Raw genomic sequence first — 20,978 nt, 5'->3', positions numbered from 1 at the left:
GAGATACTCAGACATAAAAAAAGGCTTACCAAACCGTAAGCCTTTTATCAATTAAGTACTAATATCAATCGAGTGCAAAAACAGTCTCTAAATGAGATTTAGATTTTGTTTTGAACTTCTTGTGCACTACCAGTAACGGCATTACCAGCGCTTGATACGTCTTGGCCAAGACCTTTAAACGTGTTGCAACCAGTCAATACGAACATAGCAGCCATAGATGCGATGATTAATTTTTTCATAATAGTGTCCTCAAGAGTTGGTAGATGTGTGCAAAAAGCAATAACCACAGCACATGCTGTATCAAAGCGTTATTGATTGTATGTAGGATAAAATTGCAAAATAAACATAACCATCGGTCACTATACGTGCAGTCTTGATATGCTGATGTTGCCTTGCTATCCATTACAGTCATCATAGTGAAAGATAAAATCCGTTCACAGTATCAAAATGTAAGTACTGATAATAAACTGTAACTTATAATGACAACGATAGACCATAACCTTCACAAGGCTGTGAGCTGCTGAAAAAAAATAGAATACTATCAAAGACATTGTAGACACTACATATTGGTAAGCATCTGATCAAATGCGCCAATATTGATACATTGTAAATCTGTGATGGCGATATTATCACGCAATCACCGCTACATCACCGCTAACCCTTTTTTTAATACCATTACGGAACTGCCATGACCATTCACATCGTGCTTGTCTCACCAAAAATGCCCAGCAACACAGGCAATATCATTCGTTTGTGTGCCAATACTGGCGCGCAGCTGCATCTTGTGCAGCCGCTTGGTTTTACGCTTGATGATAAAAAATTGCGCCGTGCAGGTTTGGATTATCATGAATACGCGCATTTGCAAGTACATGCAGATTGGGCAGCGGCCAAAGCAGCGCTACAGGCGGCAGGCTGTCAGGTGATTACGGCGTTGACCACCAAGCTGAGCACGCCTTTTTATGAGTATACTTTTGCCAAAACAGACCGCCAAGCGGATGAGATGGGGCATGTGGCGCTGGTCTTTGGTTCAGAGACAGCAGGACTGGCGGATGAGATTCGAGAAGATATTGGCATGGATCATTGGCTAAGACTGCCCATGCTACCAGACTCGCGCAGCCTAAACTTGTCCAACAGCGTGGCAATTTGTCTGTATGAGGTTTGGCGTCAGCAAGGTTTTGGCGGTGATGAAGGTCGCAGCGTTGGTTATGAAACCTTGGCCGTCTATGATACAAAAGAATAAGCCCACTATTTTATCAAATCGCTTTATCAAATCATCAATGCTTATTACAAAAGCGCGCCAGATGATGCAAACGCCGTCGCGCATATTTTTAAAAAATGCGCACGGCTGAATGCGGCTAATTTATAGACAGTTGGGCGGCTTGGGCAGACCTGCCAAGCGGTTGACATGGCGCGCGACCAATCCTGTGTTAAACAGTTGCTGCAATTTTTGGTTGCTGATGTCTTGTTCGGGTAGGGTTTTTTGTAGCCATTTGATCAGAGGCCGCGTGGCAGGCGCGTGATTGAATTTGTCAAAAAACGCGCGTACTTGCTGCAAAATTTGTAAGTGCTCTGCGCTGAGCGTCACCTCAAGTGTATCCGCCAGCTGCTGCGCTAGAGCAGGCGTCCAAATACGGTGGTCGCATAAATGACCATCGTCATCTAACGCAATATGTGAGGTGGTATGGTCAGGTAAAGTCATAAGGCAATCGTCACCACGTTATCAAATTGTGCTTCTTGAGTGAGCTGCACCCATGCTGCATCACTGAGTACCGCGCTTAATTTGGCACTTAAGTTAAGCTGCGCGCGGGTAGGTTCGCTCAGCTGCGCCACATCGCCTTCTAGGGCGTAAATGGCTTGTATACCCTGTATGTCGTGTTCACCCAAATGGGCATTAAGCCAAGAAATATAGGCGACGCTCTCACCGAGCAATATGATACTGTCACCTGCGCGCCATGTCACGGCGAGGGTTGCGATACTGCGATCGAGTAAATCTACGCTGCTGTGCAATTGGTATAACGTTGCCATAATGGGATCCAGTTGCTGGTATAAGATAAAAATAATCAGGCATGATTGGTGTCAAAAATATAGAAGTTGTGCGTTTAAAAGGTCAAGATTTGCGCAAATTCAGTTGCATTAATCTGCTCTGGAATCATGGTTAACTGCGCGCTCACATCTTGCGGCAGCATTCCCAGCGCCCAGCCACTAAATACATCATCAGGCAGCCATGCAGGCGGAATATCGTACAAGTCGAGCGATTGAATCATACCGTGTAAGCGTGATGCTGGCTGCATCAATAGACCAAAAACGCTGGCATCCAAAGACAACTGCACGTCATGACCAAAGGTGGCCAGTGTCAAAGCGAGGGCGCAGCCTTCATAACTGGCCATTTCAGTGGGCGTGCGCAGCTGAATGAGTAACTTCATAATATATCCTTAGCAATCTGTCGTTGAGTCTGCGCTAAAACTGTAATACACGGCGACCCTCTTGCATCATCAAGGCAAGCTCGCTCAGCCCCACCAGCTCAAAGCCAGTGGCTACGTTGTCGCCACTTAGGCCGTGCCGCGTGCTATTGTCAGTGTCGCTAACGCCGCGGCTAAGTGCCGTACTGACACAAACAGACAACGTCAGCTGGTGGTCGGCGGCCAATGTCTGCCACGCTTTGGTAACGTCCAACTGATCGGCGGACTGCCAGCGCAAGCGATTGGCAGTATGTGCTGCATCTGCATAAAAAAAGACCGACAAGGGTTGCGCGTTTGCGTTGTCTGTCTCTTTGAGCGCTGCACGAGCATAACGCAGCGCCAACTGTGCCAGAGGGTGGCTTGGGTCTTTGGTAATCAATAAAAGCGGGGCAGCGGTGGTCATAGTGGTGTATCGCAAGTGGTGGATGAATGTAAACAAGCAGTATCAGGTAACGGCTGGCAAGTATAAGCTGGCAAAAGGTCTTATGTTTGCTTGTAGAGGCTGGTCGCTATTATGGCAAAAATCCATCGGGACGCAAGTATCACAAGCATAGATATGGGACAAACATGACAAGTGGGTGGGCAATCTGACTGATATGATTGGCCTTTTGACAAACCATGTCGGCGTTAGTGGTCATATTGCCTTACAAAAGTGTCAAAAATATTCTCGTCCGCGCATGCCAGACAATGCTGGTTTGTGCTAGAGTTTTTCATGCTACCATAAAGCGTCCATTATCGGGCAATACGTCTGATAATGGCAACCGATCCTCTCGTAGCCCGCTTATATTAGGGCTGGGGTCGTTATTTATCATGACCGACTCGTACAAAGAATACCAAAAAAACCAGTCAGGTTCAGGTAGTCTGATATATCCATACTACAAGGAGTTTTTGTTATTATGTCCTCTGCCACACCCAGTCCCAACAGCTACCAGCCAACGGCGGCGCAGCTTGATGTGTTACAGACTGCCAGTGAGTTTGCTTATCAGATCTGGGAGAGCAGAACCGCGTCGTGTCAGACATTTTTGCGCAGCTACCCGCTAGAGAGCACTTTAACTCGCCAACAAATTGATGACTTGATCCAAGATTATACCTTAGATGATAACTATCAACTGGCCGATGAGGCCAATGTCATGAAAGGTCTGCGCCATTTGCGTATGCTGCTGATGATGCGCTGGATTTGGCAAGACGCGCTGGGCGTGATAGCCCTTGAGCAGTTGACTGATGAGCTGTCTGAGTTTGCTGCTGGCTGTATTTTATTTGCCAAAAATTACACTTATGAGCAGTTAGTCACGCAGTATGGCAAGCCCACGTTTATCGATGCTGCTGGCAATCGCCAGATTGATGATATGGCGATCATGGCAATGGGTAAGCTTGGTGCGCATGAGCTGAACCTATCTAGTGATATTGATCTGATCTTTGTGCATCAAGCACAAGGTGAAACGGATGGCAGTAAAGCCGCAGGCACGCGTAGTATCGACAATAAGCGCTTTATGACGCGGCTGGGTCAAGGCATCATCAAGCTATTGGATAACAGCACGGCCGACGGCTTTGTGTTTCGGGTAGACATGCGTTTGCGCCCGTGGGGTGATGGTAGCGACTTGGCCATTCATTTATCGGCGCTACAAAAATACTTTGCCAATCACGGACGGGCGTGGGAGCGCTTTGCGTGGTTAAAAGCGCGAGTGGTTGGACAAGTATCCGAGCCATTTTATGAAGCGCTGCAAGGTTTGATTAAGCCTTTTGTGTTTCGTTACTATGTGGATTACAGCGCTTTTTCAGCACTGCGCGAGATGAAATCACTGATTCAAAATCAAGTGGCACAGCGCGAGGACTTGGACAATATCAAGCTGGGCGCTGGCGGTATTCGTGATATTGAGTTTATCGTGCAGGCATTTCAGCTGATTTATGGCGGCCGCCATTCTGACTTGCAGGTCAAGTCTTGCCTAAAAGCGATGCGTATCTTAGCAAAACTGGATTATTTAGAGGACAAGACTTATGACCAGCTGCAAGCCGCGTACCGATTTTTACGTCGCTTAGAGCATGCCATTCAAGCGATTAACGATCAGCAGACTCAGCGCTTGCCGCATGATGAGCACTGGCAGCATAACTTAGCAAAAACACTTGGCTTTACTGACTGGTCAGCACTAGTGACCACGCTCAATCAACATCGCAACAATGTCAATATCCCCTTTGAGCGAATGGTGACTGAGCGCCAGATGCCTGCTCAAGAAGATACCGCTACCGTTCCTGCCAATCTTGACGAGCAAATAGCGCAGCTAGATACGGTGCTCAATGAAAAAAGCCGCGACCAATTGCAAACCTTTTGGCAGTCCAAAATGGTGGCCAACTTAAGCGACGAGGCCAGAACCCGTCTGGATGATGCTTATCCGGTTATTGTGCATGCGCTACTGGCGCATCAAGAGCACCAGCAACTGGCCAATACTACCTTACCGCGCTTGATTGCACTGCTGGAAGCCATTTGTCGCCGCTCCATTTATCTGGTGATGATTGCAGAAAACCCCAACGCGACGGTTGAGCTGATCCCTATGCTCTCAGCCAGTCCGTGGATCGCCAGTGAGCTGGCGCAGTATCCGGTACTGCTCGATACCTTTTTACAGCAGCGCTATCGCCACTTGCCGGACAAGCTTGAGCTGCACGATATTTTGCGCCAGCAGCTGCTACGTGTTGAGCCTGAAGACGAAGAAGAGATGCTCAGTGTGCTGCGACTGTTCAAAAAGAATCAAGTCTTGGCAGTGGCCGCAAGTGATGTGCTCGCTGAGCGCCCCATCATGAAAGTGTCCGACTCTTTGACCTATATCGCCGCAGTGGTATTAGAAGCCGCGCTTGAGCGTGCGTTTGCTGAAATGGTCAGGCGTTATGGCTATCCAATCGGCGATGATGGCGATCCTGTCACGGAAGCCAAATGCGGTTTTGCCATCATTGGTTATGGCAAACTTGGTGGCCTTGAGCTGTCTTATGCCTCTGACTTGGACTTGGTGTTTTTGCACAAAATTAAAGAGCAGGGCATGACCACGGGTGAAAAGTCGGTCAGTGGGATGAAGTTTGCCGCGCGTTTGGCACAAAAACTGATGACCTACCTCAACACCCAAACCCGTGATGGCCGCGCCTATGAGATTGACATGCGTTTGCGCCCCTCAGGGAATGCAGGCATGATGGTGGTGTCTTGCCATGCATTTGAGCTGTATCAGCGGGATAAAGCGTGGCCATGGGAGCATCAAGCCTTAGTCCGCGCCCGCGCCATTTGCGGTGATCGACGCGTGACCAAGCAGTTTTGCGATATTCGCCGCAATGTGTTGTCGCTGCCGCGTACCTTAGATCAGGTGCGGATGGATGTGACTACCATGCGTATCAAAATGCAAAAGCATCTGGGCAGTAGTCAGTGGGAGCAGGAAGCAGGCAAGTTTCATCTGAAGCAAGACGCGGGTGGCATCATTGATATCGAGTTTTTGGCTCAATTTGTAGTATTGGCGTATTCGAACGAGCATCCAAGCTTGACCAAATGGAGTGATAACGTGCGTATTTTTGCAGAGGTAGCAGGCCTTGGTATCTGGGAGAGGCAGGTCTGTCATGACTTGACGGACGCTTATTTGCGTATTCGCGCTGCCACGCACCAGTTGGCTTTAGCCAAGCAGTCTTTGTTGGTTGATGAAGAATTATGGACACAGACACGGGCGCTGGTACAAGCGCAGTGGCAGCACTTGATGGGCGTACCGTCTGAAAATATCGAGTAGGGCGTATGGTTTAAAGACCAGCGCGACCCTGCCACGCATGAGCCGATATGGCAAAAGGTTTTATTTGTCAGCAGCGCTGGTGCTATAATCGTTTGCTACGGCTTAGGTTTGCGACTGATATGATGATAATAAGACAGCACTTATCAGCATCAATGCTGATGGCCTGAGCCGTAACGAATACTTTATTTTGCCGTCAAACATCGTTGACCCGCTTACTGTGTCAACGATACAAGATGACGATGTTTTTTTATTCGTAAGTAATGACACCAACCACTCACCCAACAAAAAAAGTTAGACAATAGGGCTAGCATAAGGATTTAGCAATGAACATGGCAACACAAGACGGCAAGCTTTGGATGAACGGCACGATGATCGAACAGCCTGACGCCAACGTCCACGTACTCACCCACAGCTTGCACTATGGTATGGCCGTATTTGAAGGGGTGCGCGCGTATCAAACCGCTGACAACCGTACCGCGATTTTTCGCTTAAAAGACCATACCGACCGCTTGCTCGGTTCAGCACGTATTTTTCAGATGGATGTGCCTTTTGATGCAGCTGCACTCGAACAAGCACAAAAAGACGTGGTAAAGCAAAACAATCTTGCTGAAGCCTATATCCGTCCGCTCATCTGGGTTGGGGCAGAAAAACTGGGTCTATCATCACGTGACAACAGCATCAATGCGATGGTTGCCGCGTGGCACTGGGGTGCGTATTTGGGCGAAGAGGGCATCCAAAATGGTATCCGCGTCAAAACCTCATCGTATACCCATCACTTGCCAAACGTCACCATGTGTAAGGCCAAAGCCTCAAGCAACTATCCAGTATCGATCATGGCCAACCAAGAAGTGACTCGTAACGGCTATGACGAGGCCATCTTGATGGACCCGCAAGGCTATGTTTGCCAAGGGTCAGGCGAAAACTTGTTCTTGGTAAAAGATGGTGTGCTACATACACCAGACTTAGCGGGCGGAGCGCTTGACGGCATCACTCGTCGTACCATCATCCAGTTTGCTGAAGATTTGGGCATCAAAGTGGTTGAGCGCCGCATCACTCGTGATGAATTCTACCTAGCGGATGAAATCTTTATGACAGGTACGGCTGCTGAAGTCACGCCTATCCGAGAATATGACGATCGCACGATCGGTAACGGTGGCCGTGGTGAGCTGACCGAAAAACTACAAACCTTGTACTTTGACGTGGTTCATGGCCGCAATGAAAAATACATGGATTGGTTAAGTTTTATCGACTGATCAGCAGATAATAAGCGGCATAACAAAAAGCCAAGATGACGACCATCTTGGCTTTTTTTATGGTGAATTGAGTACGAGGATCAATATGATGGCCTATGTAGTGTTAAACTTTTATCACATTAGCCTTGCGCTTCTGTTATCTGCTGCAAGATGTTTTTGTAATTGTCCACGCCTTGCGCGCCACTGACCAGATAGCGCTCATTAAAAATCATCGCGGGTACACTGCTGATGCCTTGCTGTTGCCAATGCTGCTCAGCTGTGCGTACCTCGGTAGCAAAGCGTTGATCATCAAGTACCGCCAGCGCCTCATTTCGATCTAAGCCCACCGCAGAGGCCACATCGGCAAGCACCGCGTTGCTGGATAGGTTACGGCCATCGGTAAAGTGAGCGACAAACAGGGCTTGCTTGAGCGCATGCATGTGGCCTTGAGTATCAGCCCAGTGCAATAACTGATGCAGGTTAAAGGTATTGTGCATGCGAGTATCATCGGCAAAGTTAAAAACAAAGCCAAGATCGGCACCAGTTTGTGTCATGCTGGCGCGGCTGGCATCGGAGTCTTGTTTACTGACGCCGTATTTTTCAATAATATGCTCACGCAGATTTTGTCCTTCTGCTGGCATGTTTGGGTTGAGCTCAAAGGGGTGCCAATGAATCTCATGTGCGGTGTTGGTTTGCGCGAGTGCTTCGGCCAGCTGTCGATAGCCGATGATGCACCACGGACACATAACATCAGAGACAATGTCGATGCGAATGGGTTGCTGGGCAGTTTCCATAGGTTTTCCTTGTTAGTTATGATTTGAGATAGCGTCTGGGCTAATAAACTCTATATGGTGCGTCTGAGACGCTTTTAAAGTTTGGGACGGACCAAATAGCCTTGTTTCTCCTCGTTCTGATACAGTTGCGCAAAGGGGGAGATGTCACGATTCATGCTAAGCTGAGGTTCAACACGCCCTAATATGATGTTCAAAAAAACCGATCAACAAGGATGACCTATGCTTACTGACAACCAACGCCCGATTATCGTCTTTGATGTCAATGAAACTCTGCTCGACATCACCACCCTGACGCCGCTATTTACTCGCCTGTTTGATGACGAACTTATTTTAAGAGAGTGGTTTGCCCAACTGGTACTGTACTCTCAGACCATGACTTTATCTGGGCTGTATACGCCTTTTGGTGAGATTGGGGTGGGCGCTTTGCGCATGATGGCGGATATCTATGCGGTGACGCTGACTGAGGAAGATGTTAATGAGTTAAAGGCGCGTATGGGAGAAATGCCTGCGTATGAGGATGTCAAACCTGCGCTCACTACGTTAAAGGAGGCAGGCTTTCGACTGGTGACCTTAACCAACTCAGCACCCAGCGATTCGCCCACGCCACTTGAAAAAGCAGGACTGAGTGACTTTTTTGAGCACTCGTTTCATGTCGAGGCAGTACACCAGTTTAAACCCGCGCCCGAGACCTATAACCTTGTTGCCGAATCATTGTCTGTGCCGACATCGCAGTTGTGTTTGGTCGCCTGTCATCTATGGGATACGATAGGTGCGCAAGCGGCGGGCTGTGAGGGTGCGTTTCTATTGCGTCCGCACAACGCGTTATTGTCTGCCCCCAACGTTCCGAAGCCTGACTATATGGCAGAAGATTTGGTTACGCTGGCTGAGCAAATCATGGCTAACAATCAATGATGACGACAACACGATAAACCATATAAAAATATGAGGGCGTGTCATCAATTAGCCCATCACATCATGTAGCTATTTTAAGCCTCGCTATCTAAATGATGACACGCCCTAAATCAGTCACTCACATGGATGGCTTTTTTATGTCCAATAAAATGAGCGGCTTTAGCAGTAATACGCTTGCTTTTGCTCCAGTGAGGCTTGCAAATGGGCGATCAATAATTTCAGCTTTTGATCGGGTTGGCGTGACTTAGGATATACCGCAAACATACCCATACGCTTACGGGTAAAGGCTTGTAAGATTTGGGTTAAGGTCTTGTGCTGTAAGGCGTTATACACCAGTGCTTGTGGCAAAAAGGCAATGCCCAAATCACTGAGCGCGGCGTGTTTGATGGCGCTTAAATGATTGCTATGAAAGCGGCCACTGACGGGCAGCAGCAGTTCAGCACCGTCTTCATATAACGGCCACAAGTCGCTACTGGTGTTATCAAACTTGTAAATAAGACAATCATGATTTTGTAGTTGGGCGGGGTTTTGCGGCGTGCCATGTTTGTTGAGATAGTTTTGGGTGGCGCAAATCACCCACTGGCTGTCTATTAAGCGCTTGGCAATCAAGGATGAGTCTTCCAGCTCCGCCGTTCGGATGGCCAAGTCAAAGCCGTCCTCGACCAAATCAACGAGGCGGTTGGTAATATGCAGCTCTACGGTTATCTCAGGATACTGTTTGCAAAATTCAGCGATTGCTGTGCTGAGCAGTAAATCAGAAGAGACCACAGGGGCAGTAACGCGGATATGGCCTTTCATGTTTTCGCCGTAACCGGTGACGGCATTTTCGGCTTCATAAAAGGCAAGCTGGGCGAGTTTGGCTTTGTGATACAGCGTTCTGCCCGCATCGGTTAAGCTGAGTTTTCGGGTGGTTCGATACAATAATTGTGCATTTAAGTCGGCCTCTAGACGGGCGATACGCTTGCTAACCACAGAATTGGTGAGCGCCAATTTTTCCGCGACTTTGGAAAAAGCGCCTTCATCTACCACCAAAACGAACAAAACCATATCATCAGCTTTAATCATCTCTGTTCTCTAATCGGGGTCATATATTTCTGATTATAGCAAAAAAGGAAAATAATATTGTCGTTTGCCGCCATTTATCTCTGTATTGGCAAGGAGTAGAGTGTGTTAGTTCAGTCCTAATCACAATCGAGACACAAGAGGTAATCGAGTGATTATGTGGACACAAGATTCAAAGCAGGGAAGTACATACGACAACAGGGAGAGGATATTTTGAATCAGACAGTCTATGGGCTACTTGCCCTATTGCCAATCATACTCAGTGGCGTATTTCTTATTGGCCTACAATGGTCGGCCAAAAAAACCATGCCTATCATTTTGGCAGTGACCGCCGCACTCGCACTTTTCGTTTGGGACATGACGTTTAACCGCGTGTCGTCCTCTATTCTGCAAGGGACCGTGATTACGATATCAGTATTGTGGATCGTTTTCGGTGCCCTGTTCCTATTAAATACCCTAAAGCATACGGGCGCTATCGCGGTGATTCGCGCAGGCTTTATCAATGTATCGCCTGATCGCCGAGTGCAAGCCATCATCATTGCCTGGTGCTTTGGGACGTTTCTTGAGGGTGCGGCAGGCTTTGGTACCACCGCTGCGATTGCGGCGCCGCTACTGGTGGCGATTGGTTTTCCCGCCTTGGGCGCGGTGCTCATGGGCATGATGATCCAAAGCACGCCCGTATCGTTTGGTGCGGTCGGTACACCGATTGTTATTGGGGTCAATAAGGGCTTGGACACGGTGGCTATCAGCGCCCTGCTGGCGCAAGAAGGTATGCAATGGGAAGAATTTTTGCAATTGATTACCACCCAAGTGGCGCTGATTCATGGCGTGGTGGGGACGTTTATGCCGCTGCTCATGGTAATGATGCTCACCCGCTTTTTTGGCAAAAACAAAAGCTGGAAGGAAGGCTTTGAGATTTGGCCCTTTGCTATCTTTGCAGGATTGGCCTTTACCGTGCCGTATGTGTTGACAGGTATTCTGTTGGGGCCTGAGTTCCCATCGCTGATCGGCGGATTGGTCAGTGTCGCCATTGTGGTTCAAGCCGCCAAAAAAGGATTTTTGGTACCAAAGACCAACTGGGACTTTGAGCCGTCAAAAAACTGGCCAAGCGACTGGATGGGTAAGTTGGTGGTCAGCAAAGAAGATATTGCCACCCCAGCAGGCAAAACGATGTCTACGCTGATGGCTTGGTTTCCTTATCTATTGGTGGCGCTACTGTTGGTATTTTCCAGAGTCTTTGTTGGCTTTAAGGATTTGCTTATCAGTGCCACGCTAGACTTCAATACGATTTTGGGTGAGGCGGACATCAGCGCAGGTTTTAGCCCTTTATACTTACCCGGCGGGCTATTGCTGATCAGTGCCTTGGTGGCCGCGTTTGCGCAAACCAGAAGTCCCGTGCGCGCGCTGAATGATGCCCTGAGCGACTCAGCCAAAACCGTTTTGAGCGCAGGATTTGTGCTTATTTTCACCATTCCTATGGTTCGGATTTTTATCAACTCTGGGGTGAATTTATCCGATGTCGCGAGTATGCCAGTTGCCAGTGCCGAGCTGTTTGCAGGCACGTTTGGCAGCGCCTTTCCGCTGATCAGCGCAACCATTGGTGCCTTGGGCGCGTTTATCGCAGGCTCGAACACCGTGTCAAACATGATGTTCAGTCAGTTCCAGTATGAGGCCGCCATGAGCTTACATATCTCGCCTTCACTCATTATCGCTGCGCAAGCGGTCGGTGCAGCGGCAGGTAATATGATTGCCATTCACAATGTGGTAGCGGCATCAGCAACCGTCGGACTGCTTGGGGTGGAGGGTGCGACGCTGAGACGCACAATTTTGCCAACCATTTACTATGTGTTGTTTAGTGGCATCATCGTTATGGCCGTCATCTATCTCTTTGGCTTTCAAGGACCGCTAACCTTATGAGTGATCAGCAAATAGAAGAACCGACTATGTATCACTATCCGTCAATGGCCTGCGCTAAAAGCACGTTGAGCGCGGCTCAGGTATTGGCCAAATTAACCGAGGTACTAGGCGCGGCCAATATACAGGCGGATCCAGAAAAAAACGAGCACTACCGCATGGGCTGGCGCTCAGGTGGTGGTAGTGCGCTGGCGGTCTTGTTTCCGCAAACGCTGCTGGAGATTTGGCGCAGCCTTGAAGTCTGTGTTGAGGGTAACTGCATCATCATCATGCAGGCAGCAAAAACGGGGCTGACCGAAGGCTCAACGCCCAGTGGCGATGACTACGACAGACCTGTAGTGGTCATTAATACGCTGGCGATAAATAAGCTGTACTTGATTAATGATAATGAGCAAATTATTAGCCTGCCGGGGACGACCCTGCACCAGCTGCAACATGAGCTAAAAGCGGTTAACCGTGCGCCCCACTCGGTGATCGGCTCATCGACCTTGGGCGCATCGATCATCGGCGGCGTCTCTAATAATTCAGGGGGTGCATTGGTCAAACGAGGCCCTGCATATACGGAGCTGGCGCTGTTTGCCCAAATTAATGAACACGGTCAGCTGGTATTGGTGAATCACTTAGAGGTCGAGTTGGGTGAGACGCCTGAAGCGATATTGACCAACTTGCAAAACGGTCATTTTGACAAATCACAACTGCCGCAAAGTAACAAACTAGCCTCAGATAAAGAGTATATCGCTAGAGTGCAGGACGTCGATGCCAACACGCCGAGCCGTTTTAACGCTGATAAACGCAGACTCTATGAAGCCAGTGGCTGTGCAGGCAAGTTGGCCGTTTTTGCTGTGCGCCTTGACACCTACCCAACGGCGATCAAAGAGCAAACCTTTTATGTCGGTAGCAATAGCGTACACGAGCTGGCGCAGCTAAGACGGCAAATACTATCAAACTTTACAAACGTGCCTGAAGTGGGCGAATACATGCACCGTGATATCTTTGATGTGTCCGCCAAGTATGGTAAAGATACGTTTTTAAGCATCAAGCATTTAGGTACTAATGCTTTGCCCAGATTGTTTTCTATCAAAGGCGCAATTGATGCCAAACTGAGCAAGTGGTCATGGCTGCCCAATCATCTGACCGACAAGGTCATGCAAATGGCCGCCCAAGTGTTGCCGCAGCACCTGCCCAAGCGCATGCTTGAGTACCGAAACCAGTACGAGCATCACCTGATTATCAAGATGAGTGATGAAGGGATCCACGAGGCGCAAACTTTTTTAGAGGCGTTCTTTGCGGACTCAGAAACGGGCAGTTATTTTACCTGTACGCCAGCCGAATCGGAGAGTGCCTTTTTGCATCGTTTTGCCGCCGCAGGTGCCGCCATACGTTATGAGGTCATGCACGAAGAAGACGTGGGAGAGATACTGGCGCTCGATATTGCCATACCGCGCAATGAGCTGGCATGGCTAGAAAATCTGCCCGAAACCATCACTCAGCACTTAGAAAAGCAGCTGTATTATGGCCACTTTTTTTGTTATGTGTTCCATCAAGACTATATCTTAAAAAAAGGCAGTGATGCCAAGCAGGTCAAAAAAATGATGCTTGAGCTATTAAATGAGCGCGGTGCCAAATACCCTGCGGAACATAATGTTGGTCATCTGTATGAAGCCGAACCTGATTTGCAGCAGTTTTATGAGCGCTTAGATCCCACCAATACCTTTAACCCTGGTATCGGTCATATGCCAAAAACCAAACGCAACTGCTCGTGTTGCTTATAAATCAGCACAGACATGGAACTTATGCTTAATCGGTTACTCAGTATTTATGTGGCTTGTCCGATACCTAGCCTGTCAGGTTTACGATGACGCCATAATCCTTGCCATTTTAACTCCAATCAAAAAGGCTTGCCGCAGTGATGCGGCAAGCCTTTTTTGTCGGTTATGTGTTTAGCAAACCATAAGCGGATGACCAAAGAATAATGAGTCCTGCCTTCTGATCACATACCTAACATTTATCAATGATCCGTGACAAGCGTACGGATCCAATCATCGTTACCAAAAAAATATTCAAATAAAAAATGTCTGTAATTAGCTTAGATATATCTTATGTTGAACGCATCAGTCGTGATATATCCTCGCTAGGAAGATTTATTTTTGAAGTGCTGGTCTGGAAATAAGTCGATATTTTTCCAGCAGTTAGCTGATCAGAGAAATATCATTGCAGTAAGCCAACAGTCTTATATTGGTATAAACATATATAAAAGTGGATTGTTACAACATGCAGGAGTATAAAAGGCGCTCACTTTTATCGTCGTCATATTCGTGTGCTTAGTGCTTGTCATCATAAAAATATTTTGTTACTTTCATATAACGATAAACTTTTTATCGTTATATAATTTTATAAAATGGATTTTATATTAATAGATACAGTACAGGGAATGTATATGATAAGTTTATTGCCGATTCTTTTGTCGCTTGGGCTACTGATGTACTTGGCCTATCGGGGCCATAGTGTCATTTTATTAGCGCCTTTGCTTGCAATGCTGGCGGTAGTATTGAGTGGTGAGGCAAGTATGATGCTGGGCGTGTATACGCAAGTATTTATGAAAGGGTTGGGTGGATATATCATCAGCTTCTTCCCGCTGTTTTTATTGGGGGCGATATTTGGTAAGTTGATGGATGATTCAGGCTCGGCGCTGAGCATATCTGAGTCCCTTGTCAACAAACTTGGTCACAAACAGGCAGTGCTATCTATTGTCATGGCCTGCGCTATTTTGACTTATGGCGGCGTGTCGTTATTTGTGGTTGGCTTTGCGGTATATCCCATTGCCGCCGCGCTATTCCGTGAATTGAATATTCCAAAAAGATTGATTCCGGGTGCCATCGCCCTAGGTGCTTTGATCTTTAAGATGACGGCGCTGCCAGGTACACCTGCCATTCAAAATGCCATTCCGATGCCATTCCGATGCCATTTTTCAAAACCGATTCTTTTGCAGCGCCCGGCTTGGGCGTCATCGCAGGCTTAATCATGTTGGTGGGCGGTATGGTCTGGTTAAACCACCGTACCCGATCCGTATTTAACGCAGGGGAGGGCTACGGTCAGCACAATGACAAATTAGCGGCCGTCGATCATAGCGCCAAGCCGCAAATTTTTGTGGCATTGCTGCCAATCATACTGGTCATCTTGATCAACTTTATTTGCACCAAATGGCTGCTACCGAGTATGGATAACAGTTATCTGGCGAGCGAAGAATTTGGCGCTGTGCCATTGAACAAGGTGCTTGGTATTTGGGCGATTGTGGTTGCGTTGGTGATCTCATGTGGATCTATGATTTTGCTGAACTGGAAACGCTGGAAAAACTTAAAAGAATCACTGAGTGACGGGGCGCTTGGCTCGTTATTACCTATTTTTAACACCGCTTCAGAAGTAGGGTATGGCTCGGTGATTGCCACTTTGACAGGGTTTGTTATTGTAAAAGAGTTTTTATTGGGCTTGTCTCCGGGCAATCCACTCATCTCCGAAGCGGTATTTGTCAACGTGATGGCAGGGATTACGGGTTCTGCCTCAGGTGGCCTCAGTATCGCGCTCAATACCATGGGCGATCATTATCTGCAGCTGGCGTCTCAATTTGGGATCAATCCTGAGTTGATGCACCGCGTCGCCTCTATTGCCTCAGGCGGGCTTGATGCGCTTCCTCATAATGCATTCAAGATTATTCGTGTTTCATGACAATCCATCGTATAATGCTGCACTAGCATAGTTTCACCAATACGTCCTCAATAAGAAGATTCTATATGTCAAAAAAGCGTCCTTTATATATTCCTGTTGCTGGCCCTGCTCTTTTAGAGACACCTTTATTGAATAAAGGTAGCGCCTTTTCATCAGAAGAACGTCGTAGCTTCAACCTAACAGGCTTATTGCCTCATAACATTGAAACGATTGAAGAGCAATCATTGCGTGCTTACCATCAGCTAAGCTCATTCAACGACGATATGGATAAGCATATTTACTTGCGTAATATCCAAGATACCAATGAAACCTTGTTTTATCACTTGATTGAACAGCATATCGAAGAAATCATGCCGCTCATTTATACCCCAACCGTAGGCCAAGCCTGTGAGAAGTTCTCACAGATTTATCGTCGCAAACGCGGTTTATTTGTGTCATATCCTGAGCGTCACAAAATCGACGACATGCTGCAAAATGCGACCAAACAAAACGTCAAAGTAGTTGTTGTCACTGACGGTGAGCGTATCTTAGGCTTAGGCGATCAAGGTATTGGCGGTATGGGTATTCCAATTGGCAAACTGTCTTTATACACGGCTTGCGGCGGTATTAGCCCAGCGTATTGCTTGCCCATCTTATTGGATGTCGGCACCAACAATAAAAAGCTGCTGAATGACCCTATGTATATGGGCTGGAGAAACCCACGTATTTCTGGCGAAGAATACAATGAGTTTGTGGACTTGTTTATCCAAGCGGTCAAGCGCCGTTGGCCAGACGCATTGCTGCAATTTGAAGATTTTGCCCAAGAAAACGCCACCCCATTATTGAATAAATACCGTAATCAATTGTGCTGCTTTAATGATGATATTCAAGGAACGGCGGCGGTATCGGTCGGTACGTTGATTGCCGCGTGCCAAAACAAAGGCCAAAAACTGAGCCAACAAAAAATCGCATTTTTGGGCGCAGGATCGGCAGGTTGCGGTATCGCTGAGCACATCATTCGCCAAATGCAGCGTGAAGGACTCACCGAAGCGCAAGCTCGCAGCCAAGTGTTTATGGTGGATCGTTATGGTCTATTGACAGATGCCATGACTGAGTTGCAAAAATTCCAAGCGCCCTTGGTACAACAAGAATCTGCGATTGCACATTGGGATAGAAGCCAAAAACTGGGCTTGGCGCAAGTAGTGAAGCAAGCAGAAATAACCGTGTTATTTGGTGTCAGCGGACAAAAAGGCTTGTTTACCCAAGAAGTCATCGAAGGATTGTGTGCCAATACTGAAAATCCGATTGTATTACCGTTGTCAAATCCAACGTCACGCGTTGAAGCAACACCGCAAGAGGTGGTGAACTGGAGCCGTGGCAAAGCCATTATTGCCACAGGCAGCCCTTTCCCTCATACGACGTTTAACGGTCAGTCTTTTGAGGTTTCTCAGTGTAACAATAGCTATATCTTCCCCGGTATCGGCCTTGGCGTTTTGGCAGCCCGAGCGACAGGTATTAGTGACAACATGCTCATGGCAGCCAGTCAAGCCCTTGCAGATATCTCTATGGAATACGAAAAAGCCGCTGGTGCCATACTACCGCCAATCAAATTCATCAGAGAAATCAGTGACAAAATAGCTTATGCAGTCGCCATGCAAGCCGTTGAAGACAAACTGGCTCTACCTATGACGGCGGAGAGCTTACAACACCGATTAACCGAGAACTTCTGGCGTCCTGAATATCGTGACTATCGCCGTACTTCTTTTTAATATAAAAAACATATAAAAAGCCTAATGCCGCGATGAAAAGCAGCATTAGGCTTTTTTGATGGCCAACTACTGTAATGCCATAGGGTGAGGCAGGCGCCGGTAACCGCACGCTAAGAGAAAATCATAAGCCTTCAGATTGATATGGCAAGTATGAAGTGAAGCGAGCGGTATTTATTGTGCTAAGTGCACAACCTTAAATACAACTACAAAGACCTTTTGATCTCTGCAATCTTGGCGTTGATGGTATCAGCCTCTATCTGCAACATTGGGTTGTTTGGATCAAGTTTATGCGTCTGCAAAATAGAGATGATTTGTTGTTTTTCTGATGTGGTAAGCTGATTTAAAATAGTAGGATCTGCGCTCATAACGGCCATTTGCGAGGCCATACTATCCGTGATTTTATCAGGATTTTTTTGGATTACTGGCAACAGATCAGTTAAGTTCTGTTTAGTCGAAAACATGGTGTCATTGAAGAAACGGCTTTCTGCTTCATTAAGATGTTCAGATTTATTCATCATCTCTTTCGTCAAAGTAACTGCTTCATCAGGGTTCATAAAAGCATAACCTTGTAAGGCCGCATTATACAATTCAGGCGGTGTGTCACTATCACTAATTACTGAGGCCACGTATTGGCTGATCTTTTCCATCTGCACATATACGGATGAGCCGCCTATTCTTTGTACATCTGCATCAGATAACAAGTAAGACTGATTTAAGATTTGCAAGGCTTGAGTCCGCACCTTAGCGGATTCTTTGTCTGATTGTGCTAACGCTATCAAATCATCTGCATATTCAATAGGCTTTAGGGCAGCTAGAGACTGCAAGGTGGCTATTTTTTCTTCATCAGATTTGGAGTTACGCAAGATATCTAGAAGAGAAATGATCTTAGACTCACGGGTTTGAGCGCCCTGCAGTACAGATTCAATCTGACCTACAAAGACACTCATTGTATCTGATAATATCCGAACGCCAGCTGTTGAAGCATGCTCGGTATTAGACTGACTTGACCTATTTTCCTGAGTTGAACTGGTGGTCATGGTTATTGTGGCTGTATCAACAGGCGCAATAGTTTGCTGCATATGATCATTGTCCACTGGCCAGAAAAAATATAACACGCTAATCACCAGTACTAACGCAGCCAAAGCGATGAGTATAAAAATATTCTTTTTCATAATGATGCTTTATTAAAGTTTAAGTATATTCAATGGCTGCATCATTATAAGCACGATAAGCAACGAGAGGGTAGAACTACGATAAGATGACCGTTTTGCATTTAGATTGCTTAAGTTGCTTCATAAATATCGTTAACAAGGCTCAAAAAACATCACGCTTGCTTCAGTCGGTGCATGAGGCTTATGGTCAGTATTTTTAGGAACGACGACCATTTCGCCAGCATTCACTTCTATCGTTTCATCCTTTAGTATAAGCAATAACTGCCCTGACAATACATGAAATAATTTGTCTTCATGTTCATGATTGTGCCATTCATATTCGCCTTTTAGTTTGGCCAGCTTGACGGTCAACTGATTAAATTGTGCAACATCAGTCGGCTGCCAAAACGCTTTAATATCATCCAGTTCATTTTCTATGTTAGCTACCAGTAGGCTCATTATGATACTCCATTTCAGTCTGTTTATAATGTAAATGATAATTATTTACATTATAGTAACTATTTATGGATAATAATGCTATCACTAAATCTTTTCGACGTTGATACCGTTTAGATTTTATCGTTTCAATGTACCTCTGATAATTATTGTGATTAATGGGGTAGCCAGAGGTGAGGGATTAAGTAATCGTATGAGCCAGCGGCATGGTGGCATAATTGATACTAACTTGACATATTGCTTGCTATATATTGAGATGCTCTTAAATCCCAAAAAAAACATAAAAAAGGCTTGCCGCATCGCTGCGAACAAGCCTGATTCAATATGTGGTGGGCCCAGTATCAACCATATTTATTAATTAAGTAATTGATATTAAAGTATTTTTTAAAAATTAAATTTTTTATACCAACTATAAATTTAAGTAGTTATATAGTTAAATTATAACTATAAATTTCAAATTTAATTTTGTTACCTCTTGTTAACCTGACAACTTTCGTTAATGTTAAGTAGTTTAGTAATACAAATGATATAATTAACGTTGAAATATCATAGTAAACGAAAGAATAGTTATATGAAGTGGATTGAATTATTAGACAATTGGAGCCCGAACTCGTTAGGCCTAACAACTGGCTTTTTAAATATGGAGTGGTAACCCAATGAAAAGGATAAACAGTGGGCTTGGAAATCATGTGTAGAATTACTGATAAGTATTGTCCCTCAGCCATTAGAAAGAAATCATGGAGACGAATTAGCTGCTCTGAAGGATATCTACTCTTCATTTCGAACGACATGAGACATTCTAAAAACTGATGGAAGGCAGTGTAAAGAATTTACTAAAATCTCTATAATAGTACTAAATCAAGTTATGCGACCATTCACTGCAAAATGGCATAAGCACACTACCTCTCGTGAACTGTCTTCAGAGCTTCGTCAAGAGTTCAGGGCGGATTTAGATGAACTGCAAAAAATATTAATTAATTACTCAAGACTATTAGCTGAGATGGCTGGCGTGGAGGATCTAACTAGAATGGAAAAAGACTAGTGTGCATACAAAATTACTCTAGCTTGCTATATGCGTTTTAATGATAAGTTTTAAAGTCATAATTTACTAGGATTTTATCGTTTAACGCACGCATCTATATTGTTAGACGTCACATTAAGAGTGGTCTTTCCAGTTGGCAGGATCGCCATGTATACCTGATTTATAACTATCTTTTAGCCATGAAACAAAGGATTCTCGTACTTCTGGAGGTATTGCCTTATATTTCATATCACGGCCCTTATTACAAACATCCTTGAGTTCTTCTGGTATTTTAGGTGCATTTTCGCCGAAGTAATAAAACTCTCGAGAAACGAGAACATACTCTCCGTCTATATCCTTTTTCATATGGTTTTTGTTAGTAACTCCCTGATCTAACGAATGAGCCGAGTCTTCTTGAATCCATTCTTTACTATTAGCGTCTTGATGGTATATATTATCACCATACATTTTAACTAAACTACCTTCAATTATAGGCTTTTTGCTTTCAAACCTTTCATCTTCCCAATATTCATTAAACGTAAGTTTTTCCTCAATTTTCATTGCATAAATAAGATGATTAGTATTACCTAGAGATTCACTTCCTGTACCTATAACCCAGTCACCAAATGACAATTCTTTATTGCGTCTGATAGAAGACTTACAGACAGCTAATGTACAAAAGCCATGGAAAGGGTTGGGTGCTAGACCTAAGTCGTGTTCGACTTTGTAAGAAAAAATATTCATATTTAACAAT

General features: G+C 45.9%; 19 protein-coding genes. 9 read left to right on the top strand and 10 right to left on the bottom strand.

What is annotated here, in order from left to right; translation table 11 throughout:
• Positions 1-98: 98 nt before the first annotated feature.
• Positions 99-239 (bottom strand): entericidin A/B family lipoprotein, encoded by a 141-nt coding sequence (locus tag ACFI32_RS03740; RefSeq protein WP_201503617.1) that lies wholly within the window; start codon positions 237-239, stop codon positions 99-101.
• A gap of 449 nt (positions 240-688) precedes the next feature.
• Between ACFI32_RS03740 and ACFI32_RS03735 the strand changes: the two genes are divergently transcribed.
• Positions 689-1,240 (top strand): tRNA (cytidine(34)-2'-O)-methyltransferase, encoded by a 552-nt coding sequence (locus ACFI32_RS03735; RefSeq protein ID WP_462625163.1) that lies wholly within the window; start codon positions 689-691, stop codon positions 1,238-1,240.
• A 120-nt stretch (positions 1,241-1,360) separates the two neighbouring features.
• Here the strand turns inward: ACFI32_RS03735 and ACFI32_RS03730 are convergent, their stop codons facing one another.
• The 4 genes from ACFI32_RS03730 to tusD form a co-directional block, all read right to left on the bottom strand.
• The gene (locus tag ACFI32_RS03730; RefSeq protein WP_462625162.1) at positions 1,361-1,699 is read right to left on the bottom strand and encodes a TusE/DsrC/DsvC family sulfur relay protein; all 339 of its coding nucleotides are present in this window, start codon (positions 1,697-1,699) and stop codon (positions 1,361-1,363) included.
• Positions 1,696-2,025, bottom strand: a complete 330-nt coding sequence (locus ACFI32_RS03725; RefSeq protein WP_462625161.1) for a hypothetical protein — start codon at positions 2,023-2,025, stop codon at positions 1,696-1,698. The genes ACFI32_RS03730 and ACFI32_RS03725 overlap by 4 nt, the downstream gene beginning before the upstream one ends.
• 74 nt (positions 2,026-2,099) lie before the next feature.
• Positions 2,100-2,423, bottom strand: a complete 324-nt coding sequence (locus ACFI32_RS03720; protein ID WP_462625160.1) for a hypothetical protein — start codon at positions 2,421-2,423, stop codon at positions 2,100-2,102.
• Between the two features lie 34 nt (positions 2,424-2,457).
• The gene (tusD, locus tag ACFI32_RS03715) at positions 2,458-2,862 is read right to left on the bottom strand and encodes a sulfurtransferase complex subunit TusD (protein ID WP_462625159.1); all 405 of its coding nucleotides are present in this window, start codon (positions 2,860-2,862) and stop codon (positions 2,458-2,460) included.
• A gap of 493 nt (positions 2,863-3,355) precedes the next feature.
• On the opposite strand from tusD, the gene glnE reads away from it, so the two are divergent.
• Together glnE and ACFI32_RS03705 are read left to right on the top strand one after the other, a co-directional pair.
• The gene (gene glnE / locus ACFI32_RS03710) at positions 3,356-6,211 is read left to right on the top strand and encodes a bifunctional [glutamate--ammonia ligase]-adenylyl-L-tyrosine phosphorylase/[glutamate--ammonia-ligase] adenylyltransferase (RefSeq protein WP_462625158.1); all 2,856 of its coding nucleotides are present in this window, start codon (positions 3,356-3,358) and stop codon (positions 6,209-6,211) included.
• Positions 6,212-6,534: 323 nt separating this feature from the next.
• Positions 6,535-7,464, top strand: coding sequence for a branched-chain amino acid transaminase (locus tag ACFI32_RS03705; RefSeq protein WP_462625157.1), 930 nt, complete (start codon positions 6,535-6,537; stop codon positions 7,462-7,464).
• 119 nt (positions 7,465-7,583) lie between these two features.
• Here ACFI32_RS03705 and ACFI32_RS03700 read toward each other — a convergent pair whose 3' ends face one another.
• Complete coding sequence (locus tag ACFI32_RS03700; protein ID WP_462625156.1) at positions 7,584-8,237, bottom strand: DsbA family oxidoreductase; 654 nt, start codon at positions 8,235-8,237, stop codon at positions 7,584-7,586.
• Positions 8,238-8,456: 219 nt separating this feature from the next.
• On the opposite strand from ACFI32_RS03700, the gene ACFI32_RS03695 reads away from it, so the two are divergent.
• Positions 8,457-9,149, top strand: coding sequence for a haloacid dehalogenase type II (locus tag ACFI32_RS03695; RefSeq protein WP_462625155.1), 693 nt, complete (start codon positions 8,457-8,459; stop codon positions 9,147-9,149).
• Between the two features lie 159 nt (positions 9,150-9,308).
• Here the strand turns inward: ACFI32_RS03695 and ACFI32_RS03690 are convergent, their stop codons facing one another.
• Positions 9,309-10,214 (bottom strand): LysR family transcriptional regulator, encoded by a 906-nt coding sequence (locus ACFI32_RS03690; RefSeq protein ID WP_462625154.1) that lies wholly within the window; start codon positions 10,212-10,214, stop codon positions 9,309-9,311.
• Positions 10,215-10,424: 210 nt separating this feature from the next.
• On the opposite strand from ACFI32_RS03690, the gene ACFI32_RS03685 reads away from it, so the two are divergent.
• The 5 genes from ACFI32_RS03685 to ACFI32_RS03665 all read left to right on the top strand — a co-directional run bounded on the left by ACFI32_RS03685 (position 10,425) and on the right by ACFI32_RS03665 (position 17,596).
• The gene (locus tag ACFI32_RS03685; RefSeq protein ID WP_462625153.1) at positions 10,425-12,128 is read left to right on the top strand and encodes an L-lactate permease; all 1,704 of its coding nucleotides are present in this window, start codon (positions 10,425-10,427) and stop codon (positions 12,126-12,128) included.
• Between the two features lie 44 nt (positions 12,129-12,172).
• Positions 12,173-13,897, top strand: a complete 1,725-nt coding sequence (dld, locus tag ACFI32_RS03680) for a D-lactate dehydrogenase (protein ID WP_462625307.1) — start codon at positions 12,173-12,175, stop codon at positions 13,895-13,897.
• 665 nt (positions 13,898-14,562) lie between these two features.
• Positions 14,563-15,144 carry a GntT/GntP/DsdX family permease gene (locus ACFI32_RS03675; RefSeq protein WP_462625152.1) on the top strand — a complete coding sequence of 194 codons (582 nt, stop codon included), beginning with the start codon at positions 14,563-14,565 and terminating at the stop codon, positions 15,142-15,144.
• A complete protein-coding gene (locus ACFI32_RS03670; protein WP_462625151.1) occupies positions 15,084-15,848 on the top strand; it encodes a GntP family permease in 765 nt (254 codons plus the stop codon). Before ACFI32_RS03675 ends, ACFI32_RS03670 begins: the two co-directional genes overlap by 61 nt.
• Positions 15,849-15,913: 65 nt before the next feature.
• Positions 15,914-17,596: an NAD-dependent malic enzyme gene (locus tag ACFI32_RS03665; protein WP_462625150.1), complete on the top strand. Its 1,683-nt coding sequence runs from the start codon at positions 15,914-15,916 to the stop codon at positions 17,594-17,596.
• A 203-nt stretch (positions 17,597-17,799) separates the two neighbouring features.
• Here ACFI32_RS03665 and ACFI32_RS03660 read toward each other — a convergent pair whose 3' ends face one another.
• From ACFI32_RS03660 to ACFI32_RS03650, 3 genes are all read right to left on the bottom strand, one after another.
• Positions 17,800-18,768 carry a hypothetical protein gene (locus ACFI32_RS03660; protein WP_462625149.1) on the bottom strand — a complete coding sequence of 323 codons (969 nt, stop codon included), beginning with the start codon at positions 18,766-18,768 and terminating at the stop codon, positions 17,800-17,802.
• Positions 18,769-18,900: 132 nt separating this feature from the next.
• The gene (locus ACFI32_RS03655; RefSeq protein ID WP_462625148.1) at positions 18,901-19,206 is read right to left on the bottom strand and encodes a cupin domain-containing protein; all 306 of its coding nucleotides are present in this window, start codon (positions 19,204-19,206) and stop codon (positions 18,901-18,903) included.
• 1,153 nt (positions 19,207-20,359) lie between these two features.
• The coding region (locus ACFI32_RS03650) for an Nmad2 family putative nucleotide modification protein (RefSeq protein ID WP_462625147.1) at positions 20,360-20,978 on the bottom strand (619 nt) is incomplete at its 5' end.

It is taken from the genome of Psychrobacter sp. PSi21, assembly GCF_054960615.1.
The sequence above is the reverse complement of the archived record's forward strand: the minus strand, read 5'-3'. Positions and strand labels throughout refer to the sequence as shown.

What these genes read in the sequence shown, in the direction of transcription:
- ACFI32_RS03740 (WP_201503617.1), bottom strand. Translation starts at nt 239, where the DNA reads ATGAAAAAATTAATCATCGCATCTATGGCTGCTATGTTCGTATTGACT.
- ACFI32_RS03735 (WP_462625163.1), top strand. Translation starts at nt 689, where the DNA reads ATGACCATTCACATCGTGCTTGTCTCACCAAAAATGCCCAGCAACACA.
- ACFI32_RS03730 (WP_462625162.1), bottom strand. Translation starts at nt 1,699, where the DNA reads ATGACTTTACCTGACCATACCACCTCACATATTGCGTTAGATGACGAT.
- ACFI32_RS03725 (WP_462625161.1), bottom strand. Translation starts at nt 2,025, where the DNA reads ATGGCAACGTTATACCAATTGCACAGCAGCGTAGATTTACTCGATCGC.
- ACFI32_RS03720 (WP_462625160.1), bottom strand. Translation starts at nt 2,423, where the DNA reads ATGAAGTTACTCATTCAGCTGCGCACGCCCACTGAAATGGCCAGTTAT.
- tusD (WP_462625159.1), bottom strand. Translation starts at nt 2,862, where the DNA reads ATGACCACCGCTGCCCCGCTTTTATTGATTACCAAAGACCCAAGCCAC.
- glnE (WP_462625158.1), top strand. Translation starts at nt 3,356, where the DNA reads ATGTCCTCTGCCACACCCAGTCCCAACAGCTACCAGCCAACGGCGGCG.
- ACFI32_RS03705 (WP_462625157.1), top strand. Translation starts at nt 6,535, where the DNA reads ATGAACATGGCAACACAAGACGGCAAGCTTTGGATGAACGGCACGATG.
- ACFI32_RS03700 (WP_462625156.1), bottom strand. Translation starts at nt 8,237, where the DNA reads ATGGAAACTGCCCAGCAACCCATTCGCATCGACATTGTCTCTGATGTT.
- ACFI32_RS03695 (WP_462625155.1), top strand. Translation starts at nt 8,457, where the DNA reads ATGCTTACTGACAACCAACGCCCGATTATCGTCTTTGATGTCAATGAA.
- ACFI32_RS03690 (WP_462625154.1), bottom strand. Translation starts at nt 10,214, where the DNA reads ATGATTAAAGCTGATGATATGGTTTTGTTCGTTTTGGTGGTAGATGAA.
- dld (WP_462625307.1), top strand. Translation starts at nt 12,173, where the DNA reads ATGGCCTGCGCTAAAAGCACGTTGAGCGCGGCTCAGGTATTGGCCAAA.
- ACFI32_RS03675 (WP_462625152.1), top strand. Translation starts at nt 14,563, where the DNA reads ATGATAAGTTTATTGCCGATTCTTTTGTCGCTTGGGCTACTGATGTAC.
- ACFI32_RS03670 (WP_462625151.1), top strand. Translation starts at nt 15,084, where the DNA reads ATGCCATTTTTCAAAACCGATTCTTTTGCAGCGCCCGGCTTGGGCGTC.
- ACFI32_RS03665 (WP_462625150.1), top strand. Translation starts at nt 15,914, where the DNA reads ATGTCAAAAAAGCGTCCTTTATATATTCCTGTTGCTGGCCCTGCTCTT.
- ACFI32_RS03660 (WP_462625149.1), bottom strand. Translation starts at nt 18,768, where the DNA reads ATGAAAAAGAATATTTTTATACTCATCGCTTTGGCTGCGTTAGTACTG.
- ACFI32_RS03655 (WP_462625148.1), bottom strand. Translation starts at nt 19,206, where the DNA reads ATGAGCCTACTGGTAGCTAACATAGAAAATGAACTGGATGATATTAAA.